Below are 16,943 nucleotides of genomic sequence, written 5' to 3'. Positions count from 1 at the left end.
CCGTGCATCACTGGCGTTATCGAATTTGTCCCGCAGATGAACCCGGAGGGAACATGCCAGCCTCGACGCCGAAGGGCAACACGCCAGAACGCACACCCACAGCCAGTGAGAAGGAAGCGCTCGACTTTCACGCTCAGGGCCGCCCGGGCAAGCTGGAAATCAACCCCACCAAGCCCATGACGACGCAACGCGACCTGTCGCTTGCCTATTCACCCGGCGTCGCGGTGCCGGTCAAGGCCATCGCGGAAGATCCTGCTCTCGCCTATGATTATACCGCCAAGGGCAACCTCGTCGCGGTTATCTCCAACGGCACGGCGATCCTCGGCCTCGGCAATCTGGGTGCGCTTGCATCCAAACCCGTCATGGAGGGCAAGGCTGTCCTCTTCAAGCGCTTTGCGGATGTGGATTCCATCGATTTGGAAGTCGATACGACCAACATTGATGAATTCATCAATGCGGTGCGCTATCTCGGTCCTTCTTTCGGCGGCATCAATCTCGAAGACATCAAGGCACCGGACTGCTTCATTATCGAACAGCGCCTGCGCGAAGTGATGGATATTCCGGTTTTCCACGATGACCAGCATGGTACGGCAATCATTGCCGCAGCGGGCATGATCAATGCGCTGCATCTGACGGGCCGCGACATCAAGAACACCAAGCTCGTCTGTAATGGCGCAGGTTCTGCTGGCATTGCCTGTATCGAACTCATCAAAGCCATCGGTTTTCCGGCTGAAAACGTCACGCTCTGCGACACCAAGGGCGTCGTCTATCAGGGCCGCGAAGAAGGTATGAACCAGTGGAAGTCGGCCCATGCCATCAAGACTTCCAAGCGCACGCTCGAAGATGCGATGAAAGACGCCGACATCTTCTTCGGCGTTTCGGCCAAGGGCGCACTGACCAAGGAAATGGTGCGCTCGATGGCACCAAATCCGATCATCTTTGCAATGGCCAATCCGGACCCGGAAGTAACCCCGGAAGACGTGGCAGAAGTGCGTGATGACGCAATCGTTGCTACTGGCCGCTCGGACTATCCGAACCAGGTCAATAATGTGCTGGGCTTCCCGTATATTTTCCGTGGCGCACTCGATGTTCGTGCCACCACGATTAACGACGAGATGAAGATTGCAGCTGTCTATGCAATCGCGGAGCTCGCCCGCGAAGACGTGCCGGACGACGTGGTTGCCGCTTATCAGGGCAGCCGTCCGCGCTTCGGTCCGCAATATATCATTCCGGTGCCATTTGATCCGCGCCTGCTGGCGACGGTTTCGGCTGCTGTCGCCAAGGCTGCAATGGAAACCGGTGTTGCCGGTCGCGCGATTGACGATCTTGAAGGCTACAAGCGCGAACTGCTGGCGCGTCGTGATCCGATTGCATCAACATTGCGCGGCATTTATGAGCGCGTGCGCCGCCAGCCAAAACGCATCGTCTTTGCCGAAGGCGAAGAAGAGCAAGTGATGCGTGCCGCTGTTTCCTACGTTAATCAGGGGCTTGGCACAGCCATTCTTGTTGGCCGTGAGGAACGCGTTGCAGAAACCGCAAAAGCGGCTGGTCTTGATCTTGATCGTCCGGGCATCGAGGTTATCAATGCGCGTCTTTCGAGCCGCAATACGGTCTATGCCGATTATCTCTATGAGAAGCTGCAGCGCAAAGGCTATCTGACCCGTGACTGCCACCGCCTGATCAACAATGACCGCAATCATTTTGCGGCCTGCATGGTGGCACTGGGCGATGCCGATGGCATGGTAACGGGGATCACCCGTAACTACGCAACCGGCCTAGAAGATGTGCGCCGCGTGATCGATTCAAAGCCCGGCCACCGTCTGGTGGGTGTTTCCATCGCGCTCTGCCGTGGGCGCACAGTCTTCATCGCAGACACTGCCGTGCACGAACAGCCAACAGCCGAAGAACTTGCCGATATCGCCGTCGAGGCGGCGGGCATGGCACGCCGCATGGGCTATGTGCCGCGCGTGGCACTGACAGCGTTCTCGACCTTCGGTCATATGGTCGGCGAAAGCTCGGCACGCATTCAGGAAGCAGTTCGTATTCTCAACACACGTCATGTTGATTTTGAATTCGACGGCGAAATGAGTGCGGATGTGGCTCTCAACCCGAAGCTGATGGACCGGTATCCTTTCATCCGCCTGTCGGGTCCGGCCAATGTCATCGTCACGCCCGACAATCATTCGGCTTCGATTGCTGCCAATATGCTGCAGGAGCTGGGAGGTGCTACCATCATTGGCCCGCTGCTCGTCGGTCTCGATAAGCCAGCGCAGATTGTCAATATCGGCGCAAAAGATACCGACATCGTCAATATGGCAGCAATCGCGGCCTATAACGCAACCAGCTAAGCAGACGACCAACACATGGAAAAGGCCGGGCAATGCCCGGCCTTTTCGTTTGAAGCGCCCACACACTTTTCCGCGACAAGCGAGAGTATGTTCACCATATCTAAAACCGGCTATAGGATGATGACCGCAAATCCTTCCCTGCAAGCCGGACATCAAAGCCGCATGAGCGCACACGACCTGAAGCTTGAAGAAATCGTGAATCCCGAAACACTTCGCCGCAAGCTGAACGAACTGGCTGACTCCACAGATGAGAGCTACACAAGCCCATCCGTGCGCAAAGTCGTGCTGCAAGCGCTTAAGGATGCTCTGATACGCGGTCGTGCCAATGCGGAAAGCCTGCTGATGAAAGATGGCGGCGGCACGCTTTGTGTGCGACGTCTGTCCTATCTCATGGACACGCTTATCAGCGCGTTGTTCGAGTTTGCTAGCACCAAAGCCTACCCGATGACGAACCCATCAAAAGCTGAAAACATGGCGATTGTCGCTGTTGGTGGCTATGGGCGCGGCGGACTTGCTCCGGGTTCCGATATCGATCTTTTGTTCCTGTTGCCCTATAAGCAGACTCCATGGGGCGAACAGGTCGCCGAATATATGCTCTACATGCTTTGGGATATGGGGCTGAAAGTCGGCCATTCGACACGCAATATCGACGAATGTATTCGTCTTTCGCGCGAAGACATGACCATTCGCACAGCCATTCTGGACGCACGTTTCATTATCGGCAACCGCGATCTGTTCAATTCGCTCGTCACGCGTTTTGACGAAGAGGTGGTCAAGGATACCGGTCCTGAATTCATTCAGGCCAAGCTTGCCGAGCGCGATAATCGCCATAAAAAAGCGGGTGAAACACGCTATCTGGTTGAGCCCAATGTCAAGGAAGGCAAAGGCGGCCAGCGCGATCTGCACACGTTGTTCTGGATCGCCAAATATTTCTATCGCGTCAAAAGCAAGGAAGAGCTGGTCAAGCTCGGTGTTCTTTCGCGAGCCGAATTGCGCCTTTTCAACAAGGCCGAAGACTTCCTTTGGGCTGTGCGTTGCCATATGCATTTTGCAACGCTTAAAGCCGAAGAACGCCTTTCCTTCGATATCCAGCCGGAAATTGCGCAGCGCCTTGGCTACACCGCGCATCCGGGCCAGAACTATGTCGAACGCTTCATGAAGCATTACTTCCTTGTCGCCAAGGATGTTGGCGATCTGACCCGCATTCTCTGTGCGGCGCTCGAAGAAGAACAAGCCAAGCATGTGCCGGGCTTCAACCGCATCTTCCTCACCTTCTCGCGCCGCAAACGTAAGCTTTCAGCAAGCGGAGATTTCATCTCCGAGAATCATCGCATTAATATTGCCGATCCCGACGTCTTCAAACGCGACCCCGTCAATATCATCCGTATCTTCCATCTTGCGGACAAGCATGGACTGGAATTTCATCCCGATGCGATGCAACAGCTTACCCGTTCGCTAAAGCTCATCAACGGAGAACTGCGCGAGAACGCAGAAGCCAATCGCCTGTTTCTGGAAGTGCTGACCTCGCCGCGCAATCCGGAATTGATCCTGCGCCGCATGAATGAATCTGGCGTACTGGGTAAGTTCATCCCGGATTTTGGCAAAATCGTCGCGATGATGCAGTTCAACATGTACCACCACTATACAGTGGATGAACATCTGCTCCGCTGCATTCAGGTCATGTCTGAAATCGAGCACGGGGAGCTCGAAAACGAGCACCCACTGGCCAATCATCTCGTTACCACCATGAAGCGTGACCGTGTTCTGCTTTATGTGGCCATTCTGCTCCATGACATCGCCAAAGGTCGACCAGAGGATCATTCCATCGCCGGTGCCCGCATTGCCCGCAGGCTCTGCCCGCGCTTCGGCCTGTCTGCATCCGAAACCGAAACCGTGGAATGGCTGGTGCGCGAGCATCTGACCATGAGCATGGTTGCGCAGTCTCGCGATCTCAATGATCGCAAAACGATTGTCGACTTTGCCGATACTGTTCAGACGATGGAGCGGCTGAAGCTTTTGCTCATTCTGACCGTCTGTGACATCAAGGGCGTTGGCCCCGGCGTCTGGAATGGTTGGAAAGGTCAGCTTCTGCGTACCCTTTTCTATGAAACAGAACTCGTTCTGACGGGCGGCTTCTCCGAATTGCCACGCGCTGATCGTGACCGGCAGGCGCGCGCAGCATTGGCAGACAAATTATCCGACTGGCCAGCGGCAGAACGTGATGCTTATCTTGGTCTGCATTACACCAACTATTTCCTGACCGTCAGTCTCGACGATCAGGTACGCCACGCCCATTTCATAAGGGAAACCGACCGCAACGGTCGCGCGCTTGCCACGATGGCCAAGCCGCACACCTTTGAAGCAGTCACGGAAATCACTGTGCTCGCCCCCGATCATCCACGCCTGCTGTCGATTATTACCGGCGCTTGCGCGGCGGCTGGCGGCAACATTGTCGATGCGCAGATCTTCACCACAGGCGACGGTCGCGCGCTTGATACAATCCTGATCAGTCGCGAATTCGACACGGACGAAGATGAGCGCAGACGCGCCGAGCGCGTGGGCAAGGTGATCGAAGACGTGCTTTCCGGCAAATCTCATTTGCCCGATGTTCTTGCCAAACGCACCAAGCCCAAGAAAGGCGCCAAAGCCTTCAAGGTGGAGCCTCATGTGGAGATCAACAACACGCTCTCGGACAAGTTCACCGTCATCGAAGTGGAAGGGCTTGATCGCCCCGGCCTTCTTTCAGAACTGACCGGCCTTATTTCTGACCTTTCGCTGGATATTGCTTCGGCTCACATCACCACTTTCGGCGAAAAGGTGATCGACAGTTTCTATGTAACCGATCTCGTCGGGCACAAGATTTCAAACGCAACCCGACAGGGCAATATCAGGCGCAAGCTCCTTGCCGTTCTTGGCGGGGAAAATACTGCTAAGACCAATGGCCGCGCAGCAGCATAATATAGGTATTTTAGTTCAATGAGTTTGGTCAAAAAGTTCGCAACGGTTGCGTCCGGCACGCTGATGAGCCGCATTTTCGGCTTCACGCGCGAAATGTTCATGGCAGCAGCGCTCGGCACCGGCCCTGTGGCGGACGCATTCAATGCGGCCTTCCGCTTCCCGAACACGTTCCGCAGATTATTTGCTGAAGGCGCATTCAACGCGGCCTTCGTGCCGCTGTTTGCCAAGGAGATCGAAAAGAACGGCATGGAGGGCGCGCGCCGCTTTTCCGAAGAAGTGTTTGGCGTTCTGTTCACTGTGCTGCTTTTCATTACGATCGCCATGGAACTCTCCATGCCGTTTATCGTGCGCACGGTCATTGCGCCGGGCTTCACCGATGATCCGGTAAAGTTCGACAATACTGTGCGGCTTGCGATCATCATGTTCCCCTATCTCGCCTGCATGTCGCTTTCGGCCATGATGGGCGGAATGCTCAACTCCCTGCATCGCTATTTTGCAGCAGCCATCGCTCCGGTGTTCCTCAACATCATTCTGATTGCCGTGTTGGCCTTTGCCTGGTGGAATGGCTACGACGCACTTGCCGTCGGCTACGGGCTCTCATGGGGTGTGATGGCGGCCGGTGTGGTGCAGCTCGCTATCGTATGGCTTGCCGTGCGCAATGCGGGCATCAAAATCGGCTTCCGTCGTCCGCGCCTGACTAAAAATGTCAAACGCCTGCTGGTGCTGGCATTACCTGCAGCGATTACCGGCGGTATCACGCAGATCAATCTGCTGATCAACACCAATATTGCTTCCGGCATGGAGGGAGCCGTTTCCTCGCTCGTCTATGCTGATCGCATCTATCAGTTGCCGCTCGGCGTGGTTGGTATTGCCGTTGCGACTGTGCTTTTGCCGGAGCTCTCCCGCGCATTGCGCGGCGGACACATGAAAGAGGCCTCGAACCTGCAAAACCGCTCGGTCGAGTTCACGTTGTTTCTCACACTTCCCGCAGCCGCAGCCCTGCTTGTCATGTCAGAGCCGATTGTGCGGCTTCTGTTTGAACGCGGCCAGTTCAGTGCTGAATCGACAATCGTCGTTTCCAATATTCTCGCGATTTACGGTTTGGGTCTTCCAGCGTTTGTTCTGATCAAAGCCTTCATTCCGGGCTTCTTCGCGCGCGAAGATACCCGCACACCTATGATCTTTGCAGCCATTTCAGTGGTCGTGAACGTCTCACTGGCCATTACGCTGTTTCAACGCATGGGGCCAAGCGGCATAGCGATTGCCGAAATTACTGCCGGTTGGGTCAATGCAGCGCTCTTGTTCGCAACACTGGTCAAGCGTGGCCATTGGGGGAGCGATATACCGTTGCTCACCCGCATTCCCCGCCTGCTGATTGCAGCGGGCGTGATGGCAACAGGTATCTATTTTGCCATCGGGCATTTCGCATATGAACTCTCATCCGCTGCCTCGTTCGCGGTCAGAGCAGGCACCGTTACGACTATGGTTGTTGCAGCAATGGTCGTCTATTTTGCACTGGCCTTTGGTCTCGGCGGTGCCAATACCGCCATGATCCGCCGTGGCATCAAACGTGGAGGCGTAAATAAGGAACCCGGCGCTGACACATAATTGCCCTTGAAAGGCTGCCACAGCTCTGCGAAAACACCGCATCAAATTAGTACCCTTCGCTCTCCACCGGCGGAGGCCAACATCAGGATAAAGTCATGAGCACGTTTAAACCGCTTGTCTTCTCCGGCGTCCAACCGACCGGAAATCTTCACCTCGGCAATTATCTGGGTGCGATCAAGCGGTGGGTAGAGGTTCAGGAGACGCAGGAATGCATCTACTGTGTCGTCGACATGCACGCCCTGACCGTCTCGCCCGATCCGGCTGAACTCATTCAGTCGACCCGCGAAGTCACGGCTGCATTTCTGGCTGCAGGCATTGATCCCAAGCGGAGCATTGTCTTCAATCAGAGCCGCGTCATGCAGCATGCGGAACTTGCATGGGTGTTCAACTGCGTTGCCCGCATCGGCTGGATGAGCCGCATGACGCAGTTCAAGGACAAGGCAGGCAAAGACCGCGAGAACGCCTCGCTCGGCCTCTTCGCCTATCCAAGCCTCATGGCTGCCGATATTCTGCTTTATCGCGCGACCCATGTTCCAGTCGGCGAAGATCAGAAGCAGCATCTCGAACTGACCCGCGACATCGCCCAGAAGTTCAACAATGACTATTCCGATCGCATTGCCTCGCTGGGTATCGGTGTGGATATGCAGGTTGGTGATGAACAGGTTTCGGGCTTCTTCCCGCTGACCGAGCCGATGATTTCGGGCCCAGCCATGCGCATCATGTCGCTGCGCGATGGCACCAAGAAGATGTCAAAATCCGACCCTTCGGACCTCTCGCGCATCAACCTGATCGATGATGAAGAGACCATCAACAAGAAGATCCGTAAGGCCAAGACCGATTCTGACGGTTTGCCAACGGAAATCGATGGCCTCACCGGACGTCCGGAAGCCGATAACCTCGTCGGTATCTATGCGGCCCTGTCGTCGAAGTCGAAGGAAGAAATCCTGGGCGAATTCGGAGGCCGCCAGTTCTCAGAATTCAAAGCAGCACTCGCTGATCTGGCAGTGGCAAAGCTGTCACCTATCACCCATGAAATGCGTCGTCTGGTGGCCGATCCAGCCTATATCGACAGTGTTCTGAAAGATGGCGGCGAACGCGCCAGCGTGATTGCAGAGGCAAACATGCGCCACGTCCGCGATATTATCGGCTGGTTGCAGGACTGATAAATAATCAGGAGCTGCCCGCTTGCGGGCAGCTCTTTGCAATGCCACATTATCGCCATGGTATCCAAACGACTTAGCCGGGAAGCCGGCCACCGACGCAAGTTTCTTGCTGTTATTGACGACACGCCCGAATGCGAGCGTGCAGTTGCCTATGCCGCACGCCGCGCAAAGAATACCAATGGCGCACTCGTCATGCTGTTTGTCATCGACAATTCGGATTTTCAGCAGATTCTGGGTGTTGGCGAAATCATGCGGCAGGAAGCGGAAGAACGCGCACGTTCAACGCTCGAAAAATTTGCAGCCACTGTGCGCAAAGAGCAGGGTATCGAGCCGGAATTGATCATCCGCGAAGGCAACACCAATGATCAGTTACCAAGCCTGATTGAAGAAGATCAGGACATTGCCATTCTGGTTCTGGCTGCTGGCTCCGGCAAGGAAGGCCCCGGCCCTCTGGTCCAATCACTTGCAGGGCGGGCATTATTTCAAATTCCCGTTACCGTAGTCCCCGCAGGACTTTCCAACGATGACATTGATGCGGTGACATAATCACCCTATATTGATCGTAACTTGCATATGCCCGTTCAAGGCAGGGCTTGCCTTCGCGCGTATCCATGCTTACGAACAGTTTCTGATATTGAAAGCGGAGAACGGATATGTTCATCCAGACCGAGACTACGCCGAACCCGGCGACCCTGAAGTTTCTTCCAGGCAAGGTTGTCATGCCTGAAGGGACGGCAGATTTCCGTGACGCGGCAAGCGCGGGCAACACATCGCAGCTCGCTGCAAAGCTTTTTGCGGTGCCTGGCGTAACCGGCGTCTTCTTCGGCTATGATTTCATCACAGTCACCAAGGAAGACGGCGAGTGGCAGCATCTGAAGCCTGCCATCCTTGGTACAATCATGGAGCATTTCATGTCTGGCCTGCCCGCCATGGTGGGTAATGCCAATGCAGATGCAGCCGCCGCTCATGACGATGAAGAATTCTTTGATGAGGCAGACACCGAAATCGTCGAAACCATCAAGGAATTGATCGAGACCCGCGTTCGCCCGGCTGTTGCACAGGACGGCGGCGATATCACATTCCGCGGCTTTGAAAATGGCACGGTGTTTTTGCACATGAAGGGCGCCTGCTCTGGCTGCCCGTCATCGACGGCAACGCTCAAGCATGGCATTCAGAATCTTCTGCGCCACTTTGTGCCGGAAGTGCAGCAGGTCGAACAGATCTGATCTCGCTGAGATTTATAAAGAAAAAGGCCGCTTCTCAGCGGCCTTTTTCTTGTTCCAGAGGTATCTTTACTGCCTCACAATAACCTTGGCACCCTGCTCCGCGCGCGCATGGAGATCGATGATATCCTGGTTCATCATGCGCACGCAGCCGGACGACATGGCCTTACCAATCGACCACCATTCCGGCGTGCCGTGGATACGATAGCCAGTGTCTCCGCCCTTGTTATAAAGATAGAGAGCGCGCGCGCCGAGTGGGTTTTTCAGGCCCGGCTCCATGCCATTGCGATATTTCGCCAGCTCCGGCTGACGCTTGATCATAGGAGCAGGCGGCGTCCAGGTCGGCCATTCACGCTTCATGGCAACGCGTGCTGTTCCTGACCAGCCAAAACCTTCGCGGCCAACACCGATGCCATAACGCATCGCCTTGCCATCGGGCATGACGTAATAGAGGAACTTCTCACGCGTCTCAACGATGATCGTTCCAGGCGCTTCATCAGTCTGATATTTTACGATCTGACGGCGATACTGCTGTGGAATCTTCTCACTTGGAATGGCTGGAATAGTATAGCCAGCATCACTGATCGAAGAATACGACGCGGTATAGAAAGTGCCGCCCACCGTAGAGCAACCCGCAAGAGCACCACCAAGAAGAAGTGCTGCGGTCAGCTTCAAAACGCGAGACTTCATGAATTTCCCCCAGATTGAGATTTTCCATCATCAGGAGCGAATCGCTCATTCACGTGCAAAGTTGCGTCAGTATTGTTAACCAGGCGTTAACCGTAAATTGAAAAATCCCGGTTTGGTCACTTTCTTGCCATTTTTGCCGCAGTTGTGTGGCATCAGCGTCTCAATAAAAGCCATTTTGCTGTTGTTTCAAGCAGCGGTCAGGCGCAAAATCTTGCCATGCCGATTGTGATTCCCAACAAATCCCATCCTCTTTCAGATGGGCGTCAGTCCGAAAACGCGCTTCTTGTGCGACGTGGTGTGCAACGTCTTTTTCTGGAAATGGGGTTGGCAACGCTGCCCGAACTGCCACTGGCGTCAGGAAGACGCGCTGATCTGATTGCGGTCAGCCGCAAAAGCGAGATCTGGATTATTGAGATTAAGTCCTCGATCGAAGACTGGAAAGCGGACCGCAAATGGCCTGAATATCGCGCCTATTGCGACCGGCTTTTCTTTGCGACGCATCCGTCGGTGCCACGCGAAATCTTCCCTGAAGATTGCGGCTTCATATTATCGGACGGTTATGGCGCTGAAATTCTTCGTGACGCGCCGGAGCATAAGCTTCCCGGCGCAACCCGCAAAGCGCTGATGTTGCGCTTTGCTCGAGCAGGGGCTGCACGGCTAACGATTGCAGAACTTGCCGGGCTCGACGTGCCCGAAACCGATATTGATTAAAAGTGCATCCCTGACAGGGGAGACAGTCTTCGGATCAGCTGCGGTTTTGATTAACGTGGCGCACGTTTAGCCAGAATCCGCTGCAAAGTACGACGATGCATATTGAGGCGGCGTGCGGTCTCGGAAACATTGCGCTCGCACATTTCGTAAACACGCTGAATATGCTCCCAACGCACACGATCAGCAGACATTGGGTTTTCCGGTGGCGCAACCTTTTCACCCGGACGACGGGTCAGAGCAGCAAACACCTCATCCGCGTCGGCAGGCTTGGAGAGATAATCAATCGCACCGAGCTTCACGGCATTCACCGCAGTCGCGATATTACCGTAACCGGTCAACACGATGGCGCGCGTATCCGTGCGACGTGAACGGATGGCCTCAATGACGTCAAGCCCGTTACCGTCTCCCAGTCGCATGTCCACGACCGCATAAGCGGGTGCAGCGGCCTTTGCAGCGGCGATGCCTTCTTCAACCGATTCTGCAGTCGTTACCTGAAAACCCCGGCCTTCCATGGCCCGGGCAAGACGCTGCAAAAAAGGCTTATCATCATCAACCAGAAGGAGGGTGGGATCGTTGCCAATGGCTTCGGTGTCTTCCTGCTTCAAGTCTTCCATGGGGTGCTTCCTGCCTGTATTTTTATTTCCTTATTGATATCCCTGCGTCAAAAAGTCAAATAGCCATTGAATTATTGAAGCAATCTCAGCAAAATTAAAATTGCGGCGACGCTTAAAGCATTGTGATTAAATGTGATTTCTGATCACAAGCACGAAAAATTGATAAAATCGAAACATGGCGCAAAATGCGCATACACTTCAAACCAAGATTAATTCCGCAATATATTCATCAGCTTACAGTGAAGGCAGAGCGTGGCCATATCACTCTTACTTCAGCACCCTGCCCCGGATTCTTGCGATTTTTAAAACTAATCTGCGCGCCAGAGCGTTCCAGCAGAGTTTTTGCGATGAAAAGCCCCAATCCAAGACCACCGCCGCCATTATGGGAACTGTCGCGGCTGGTCATATAGGGCTCACCGATTCGGTCGAGAATTTCCGGTTTAAACCCTTCACCGTCGTCCTGAATCGTGACGGTAACGTTCGTGTCGGTCCAACCCCACGTGACACTGACTTCATCGCGCGCAAAATCGACCGCATTTTCCACCAGATTGCCAAGCCCATAAAGCAGCCCCGGATTGCGGCGAACAACAGGCTCCGGTTTCGGACCTTCCTGTTTGGTCACTTGAAGCAGAATTCCAAAATCCCGATGCGGCTCAATCACTTCCTCGATCAGTGATGAGAAAGGCAGACGCGACATGTGCTCCTCGTTTTCCGAGGACAGACTGGTCAACCGTTGAAGAATTTCGCGACAACGCGCAGCCTGTGATTGCAAAAGCGCAATATCTTCTGCAAGCGCGGGATCAATGTCAGGCTTCTTTGCATAACTGCGCTGCATTTCCTTGACCACCAAGGTGATGGTGGCAAGCGGCGTGCCTAGCTCGTGTGCAGCTGCGGCAGCAAGTCCATCAAGGGCCGTGAGATGTTGCTCGCGCTGCAAGATCAGTTCTGTTGCAGCCAAAGCATCGCCGAGCTGGCGCGTTTCTTCAGCAATACGATAAGCATAGACGCCGGTAAAACCCAGTGCCGCGATAATTGCGCACCAGATGCCCGCCACAAAAAGAAATGGCAGATCAAGAGTTTCGCCCGGATACCAGGGCAGCGGCTCGTAGCGCATAGTCAACACTGATGTGCTCAACACAACGAGAAGCGCGAGAACCAGCGTATGGCGCACCGAAAGCGATGTGGCGGATATGATGACCGGCGCAATCATCAGGATGACAAAGGGATTTTGCACTCCACCTGTCAGATAGAGCAGACCCGCCAGTTGCAGAATATCAAATGCCAGAACAATGCTGGCGGCAGTCGGACTGAGACGATGGTTGGTCGGAAAGCGAAACGCGAGATAGAGATTGAGCCACGCCGAGCATGCGATGAGCGCAAAACAGACGCCGACCGCGAAGTTGAACTGCAGATAGAGCGCCACGAACATGACTGTCGCAGTCTGCCCTGCGATAGCCAGCCAGCGCAGACGCACCAATGTGGTCAGACGCGGTTTTCGCGAAAGATTTGAAGCCCGATTGTCGAATTCTGCGTGCATGATCACCCCTATCAGCCCCTTATGCGGCAAGGCGCATATTCACGCAAGCAGAACTGTGTCATCCAGTCGCAGGCTTTGGCGTGCATGACACGCAACGCCCTATTATGTGGGGAATTATCAAGTTTTCCCTCATGGGCAAAACCTGCCAATCAGCAATTGTGTCAATTTTGTGAAGGAATTATAACAGGACTGTCTGCAAAGTGATGGAGGGCGCCGCGTGATTATCTTCAGGGGGAAGATATCATCCGGGCTTGGAAAACATTCCGAGCTCATTATTCCTGGAAAACAACATCTGGATAATTCACCAAATGACTGGCCGGATCACTTTGCATCCGGCTCGCTGAATGTGCAGATCATGGAATATCCATCCATTCTGCAAAGCCGTCGCAAGCAGCTAAAGGCGCTGGATCGCGGCATTGTCCCACCAAGCATCACTATCCCGCAGCACGAAATTCTGAACAACAGTCTGCGCCGCAAGTTTTTCAAGCCACGCCGCGGCATTGGCCAGGCATGGCGGGCGACGCTTTATGCGCATTCCCGTTCCATGAATGTTTGGATTTTCCGGCGTATCGGATCGCATATGCACGACTGCATTGAGCTGATCTCGGACAAGCGCATCCGTGAAAATCTCAACATCCGCGATCAGGATGAGGTCCACGTCGTTCTGCATTCCTGATCGGCATCAGGTGCCGCGTGGTTTTGCCCTGCGCGTAGCTTCGGCATTGGCCGGATCTTCCGGCCAGACATGGCGCGGATAGCGGCCACGCATATCGGAGCGCACATCCGCCCATGAGCCCTGCCAGAAGCCCGGCAGATCACGCGTGATCTGGATCGGGCGATGGGCGGGGGAAAGCAATTCCAGCAAAAGCGGTACTTTGCCATTGGCAATGGCCGGATGAATGCCAAGGCCGAAAAGTTCCTGCACACGAACGGCCAGAACCGGCTCCTCCGTGTCATAGCGGATCGGGATATTCGAGCCGGTCGGTACTTCAAAATGCGTGGGTGCCAGCTGATCGACGAGGCGTTGCAGATCGAACGGCACAAGGCTCATAAGGCCGTTTTTCAGCACATGCGCCGGGATACGATCTAGCTGCGCTTCGCCTGTGAGGAAAGGCAAAAGCCAATCATCAAGACGCTCAATAAGATTGTCATCATCCATAGACGGCCACGGATCGCCAAGACCGCGATAAAGCCAGCCCAGACGACGACGCAGAATTTCAGCCTCTTTGCCCCACGGCAGGATTTGCAGTCCATGCTCACGCACGGCAGCGATCACGCCTTCATCGGCGCTCACGCCGGAAGGAGCGGCAAGCGGCTTTTCCGACAGGGCAATGGCACCAATCCGAACGGCTTCACGCGCACGCAAAGCGTTCTTTTCTGCGTCATAGACGACTTGTCGGCCACTCTCGATCCTGCTGCCAAGGGCATTACGGATTTCACTTTCCGAAACTTCCGCAGCAGAAAGCACGCGTGCACGGCCTGCTTTGCCCGACATATCCGCCACGACAAGCCACGATGCGCGACTGAGGCTGATGGCAGGATCGACTTCGCCGCCGCGTCCATTGGCCAGCAGAAATTGCCCCGTTGCCCCTCGCGCCTTGGCGATGCGGTCCGGGTAGGCATCGATCAGTATCCGGCCAACATTAGAATTTGGGCTTGAACCCGCAGCTTCGCCTTTGTTGGGCACATTTGCAGCCAGACGTTTCGCCAGTCCTTTGGCACGCAGGGCGCGATCAGAACGGTCATTGCGGAACCGCGACATGCGCGTGTCGAGGTCGGTTTCATTGCCGCCAAGCCCACGCTCGGTCAGAAGAACTGCAAGCTCTGCTGCTCGCAAAGCCTCGCCGCGTTTGCCCGCTTCCGCCACCATATGTGCAAGGCGTGCGGGGAGTGCCAACGAGCGCATAGCCTCACCGTCAGTTGTCAGGCGTCCAGCCTCATCAAGTGCACCAAGCCGGCTAAGCAATGCTTTGGCTTCTTTGAGCGCGGGTAGTGGCGGCTTATCAAGCAGCGACAAGGTTGCTGGATCGGTCACACCCCATGCAGCCGCATCGAGCACGAGGCCGGAAAGATCGGCTTCCAGAATTTCAGGCGGCGAGAACGCAGGGAGCGAAGCCGTTTGCCCCTGATGCCAGAGGCGGATGGCTATGCCCGGCTCGGTACGACCCGCACGACCAGCGCGTTGATCAGCACTCGCACGCGAAGTACGCACAGTTTCCAATCGTGTGAGGCCGGTTGCGGGTTCATATTTTGGCAGGCGAGCAAGGCCGCTATCGATGACCACCCGGACCCCATCGATGGTTATGGAAGTTTCGGCAATCGACGTGGCCAGCACTACCTTGCGATGACCTGCGGGAGCTGGCTTGATTGCCGCATCCTGATCACGGCCTTCCATCGCGCCATAAAGCGGGGCCAGAATGATATTGGCAGGCAGAAATTTTTCCAGAATGCCAGCCGTGCGTTCAATCTCACCCTGACCGGGAAGAAAGGCAAGGATGCTGCCGGTTTCATCGGCCAGCGCCTCACGAATGGCTTTCACCATCACATCTTCAATGCGTTCGTCAGGCTTACGGTCACGGTGGCGAATATCGACGGGGAAAGCGCGGCCTTCGCTCTCAATAATGGGCGCATCGCCCAAAAGTGAGGCCACACGCGCACCATCAAGTGTTGCCGACATGACAAGAATTTTGAGATCGTCGCGCAGAGCGGCCTGCACATCGAGCGCCAGCGCCAAACCGAAATCGGCATCAAGGCTACGCTCATGAAACTCATCGAACAGAACCGCCGCTATGCCTTTTAGGTCCGGATCATCGAGGATCATGCGTGCAAAAACACCCTCGGTAACGACAAGGATTTTGGTCTTCGCCGAGACCTTGCTTTCAAGGCGCATACGATAGCCGACCGTATCGCCCGGCTCTTCGCCCAGCAACTGCGCCATACGGCGGGCCGCTGCACGCGCTGCAAGACGACGCGGTTCGAGCAGCACAATCATGCCGTTGCCGCACCAGCTTGCATTCAGGAAATGCAACGGCACCAGCGTCGTCTTGCCCGCGCCAGGAGGGGCAACGAGAACCGCGCTTGCATGGGCAGCTAAGGCGGCGTCGAGTTGCGGCAGAATGCGGGTAACGGGAAGATCGGGCAGACTCGTCAAATGAAATTCCGTATTATAAAGGCGTTGCTTTGGTGCTTATCACACAAGGAACGATGATGATCCATATCCGAAAATCTAAACCGGCGGATGCCCCCGCCCTCACCGCTATCTGGCGCGCAAGCGTGCTGGCAACGCACGACTTTCTAAGCCACGAAGATTTCGCTGAAATCGAAAAACTGGTCGGTGAGCAATATCTGCCGAATGTGGAAGTCGATGTCATTGAGGATGACGGCAAGCCGGTCGGCTTCATGGGCATGACCGATAACAATATCGACAGCCTGTTTATTTCCCCCGACCAGCGCGGCAAGGGTATTGGCAAGCATATGATTGCGCACGCGAAAAAGCGGGGCACTCTGACCGTCGATGTGAATGAGCAGAACACGCAAGGCGTGGGCTTTTATCGCCATGTGGGCTTTGTCGAGACAGGTCGCTCGGAAACGGATGATCAGGGACGCCCTTATCCACTGCTGCACCTCAAGCTTGAGGCTTAAAATCCGGCCCATACCAATTGCTGAGAAAACCATTCTCGCAAAAGGCGTTTCCGGAGCAATTGACATACTCCCCTATAGTATATAGGCTTCATGAAAATCGGGAGTTTCCATGCCGCATTCACCGGAAGACAAGAAGCGCGCTTTAACGCGTCTGCGCCGTATCAAAGGCCAGGCCGAAGGCTTGGAGCGCGCGGTGGAAGCAGGCACGGAATGTGCTGCCTTGTTGCAGCAGATTGCGGCTTTGCGTGGGGCGACCAATGGGTTGATGGCGGAAGTGCTGGAAAGCCATTTTCGCGAGACATTCGGCCAAAATCGCGGGCTGGCTCGTGAGGCGATAGCGCGCGATGCTGTGGCAGATCCCGATGCAGAGATCGACGAAATCATGCGGATTTTGCGCACCTATCTGAAATAGGCGCATAAACGAACACTGAAATTGAAGGGAATATCGT

The 16,943-nt window shown here is 55.2% G+C and carries 14 protein-coding genes; 10 read left to right on the top strand and 4 right to left on the bottom strand.

Translation table 11 applies throughout. The features are described from left to right. Positions 1 to 53 precede the first annotated feature (53 nt). The 6 genes from ACSME1_RS08040 to ACSME1_RS08015 all read left to right on the top strand — a co-directional run bounded on the left by ACSME1_RS08040 (position 54) and on the right by ACSME1_RS08015 (position 9,303). Positions 54 to 2,348 carry an NADP-dependent malic enzyme gene (locus tag ACSME1_RS08040; protein ID WP_100559998.1) on the top strand — a complete coding sequence of 765 codons (2,295 nt, stop codon included), beginning with the start codon at positions 54 to 56 and terminating at the stop codon, positions 2,346 to 2,348. A gap of 162 nt (positions 2,349 to 2,510) precedes the next feature. Then, positions 2,511 to 5,306 (top strand): [protein-PII] uridylyltransferase, encoded by a 2,796-nt coding sequence (locus tag ACSME1_RS08035; RefSeq protein WP_100560259.1) that lies wholly within the window; start codon positions 2,511 to 2,513, stop codon positions 5,304 to 5,306. Between the two features lie 18 nt (positions 5,307 to 5,324). Further along, entirely contained in the window at positions 5,325 to 6,914 is a 1,590-nt protein-coding gene (gene murJ / locus ACSME1_RS08030) for a murein biosynthesis integral membrane protein MurJ (protein ID WP_024898177.1), read from the top strand. Between the two features lie 95 nt (positions 6,915 to 7,009). Beyond that, a complete protein-coding gene (gene trpS / locus ACSME1_RS08025; protein ID WP_024898178.1) occupies positions 7,010 to 8,077 on the top strand; it encodes a tryptophan--tRNA ligase in 1,068 nt (355 codons plus the stop codon). 6 nt (positions 8,078 to 8,083) lie between these two features. Then, positions 8,084 to 8,623, top strand: a complete 540-nt coding sequence (locus tag ACSME1_RS08020) for a universal stress protein (protein WP_024898179.1) — start codon at positions 8,084 to 8,086, stop codon at positions 8,621 to 8,623. 107 nt (positions 8,624 to 8,730) lie between these two features. Then, the gene (locus tag ACSME1_RS08015) at positions 8,731 to 9,303 is read left to right on the top strand and encodes a NifU family protein (RefSeq protein ID WP_024898180.1); all 573 of its coding nucleotides are present in this window, start codon (positions 8,731 to 8,733) and stop codon (positions 9,301 to 9,303) included. 66 nt (positions 9,304 to 9,369) lie between these two features. Here the strand turns inward: ACSME1_RS08015 and ACSME1_RS08010 are convergent, their stop codons facing one another. Further along, complete coding sequence (locus ACSME1_RS08010; protein ID WP_024898181.1) at positions 9,370 to 9,990, bottom strand: L,D-transpeptidase; 621 nt, start codon at positions 9,988 to 9,990, stop codon at positions 9,370 to 9,372. Positions 9,991 to 10,206: 216 nt separating this feature from the next. On the opposite strand from ACSME1_RS08010, the gene ACSME1_RS08005 reads away from it, so the two are divergent. After that, positions 10,207 to 10,701: an MmcB family DNA repair protein gene (locus ACSME1_RS08005; protein WP_024898182.1), complete on the top strand. Its 495-nt coding sequence runs from the start codon at positions 10,207 to 10,209 to the stop codon at positions 10,699 to 10,701. 50 nt (positions 10,702 to 10,751) lie between these two features. On the opposite strand, the gene regA is transcribed toward ACSME1_RS08005, so the two are convergent. Together regA and ACSME1_RS07995 are read right to left on the bottom strand one after the other, a co-directional pair. Beyond that, a complete protein-coding gene (gene regA / locus ACSME1_RS08000; protein ID WP_024898183.1) occupies positions 10,752 to 11,315 on the bottom strand; it encodes a global response regulator transcription factor RegA in 564 nt (187 codons plus the stop codon). A 229-nt stretch (positions 11,316 to 11,544) separates the two neighbouring features. Further along, on the bottom strand, positions 11,545 to 12,852 hold the full coding sequence (locus ACSME1_RS07995) for an ActS/PrrB/RegB family redox-sensitive histidine kinase (RefSeq protein WP_024898184.1): 1,308 nt from the start codon (positions 12,850 to 12,852) through the stop codon (positions 11,545 to 11,547). A 217-nt stretch (positions 12,853 to 13,069) separates the two neighbouring features. Between ACSME1_RS07995 and ACSME1_RS07990 the strand changes: the two genes are divergently transcribed. Then, entirely contained in the window at positions 13,070 to 13,528 is a 459-nt protein-coding gene (locus ACSME1_RS07990) for a DUF120 domain-containing protein (RefSeq protein WP_024898185.1), read from the top strand. A 6-nt stretch (positions 13,529 to 13,534) separates the two neighbouring features. Here ACSME1_RS07990 and hrpB read toward each other — a convergent pair whose 3' ends face one another. Further along, positions 13,535 to 16,003, bottom strand: a complete 2,469-nt coding sequence (gene hrpB, locus ACSME1_RS07985) for an ATP-dependent helicase HrpB (RefSeq protein WP_024898186.1) — start codon at positions 16,001 to 16,003, stop codon at positions 13,535 to 13,537. 32 nt (positions 16,004 to 16,035) lie between these two features. Between hrpB and ACSME1_RS07980 the strand changes: the two genes are divergently transcribed. Together ACSME1_RS07980 and ACSME1_RS07975 are read left to right on the top strand one after the other, a co-directional pair. Then, a complete protein-coding gene (locus ACSME1_RS07980; protein WP_235822325.1) occupies positions 16,036 to 16,494 on the top strand; it encodes an acetyltransferase in 459 nt (152 codons plus the stop codon). A gap of 109 nt (positions 16,495 to 16,603) precedes the next feature. Beyond that, the gene (locus ACSME1_RS07975; protein WP_100560008.1) at positions 16,604 to 16,906 is read left to right on the top strand and encodes a metal/formaldehyde-sensitive transcriptional repressor; all 303 of its coding nucleotides are present in this window, start codon (positions 16,604 to 16,606) and stop codon (positions 16,904 to 16,906) included. Positions 16,907 to 16,943 lie beyond the last annotated feature (37 nt).

Origin of the sequence: Brucella pituitosa, assembly GCF_965577835.1 — a bacterium.
Taxonomy (GTDB): Bacteria; Pseudomonadota; Alphaproteobacteria; order Rhizobiales; family Rhizobiaceae; genus Brucella; species Brucella pituitosa.
Note: the sequence above shows the minus strand (reverse complement) of the source record. Positions and strands in the feature narration are given on the sequence as shown.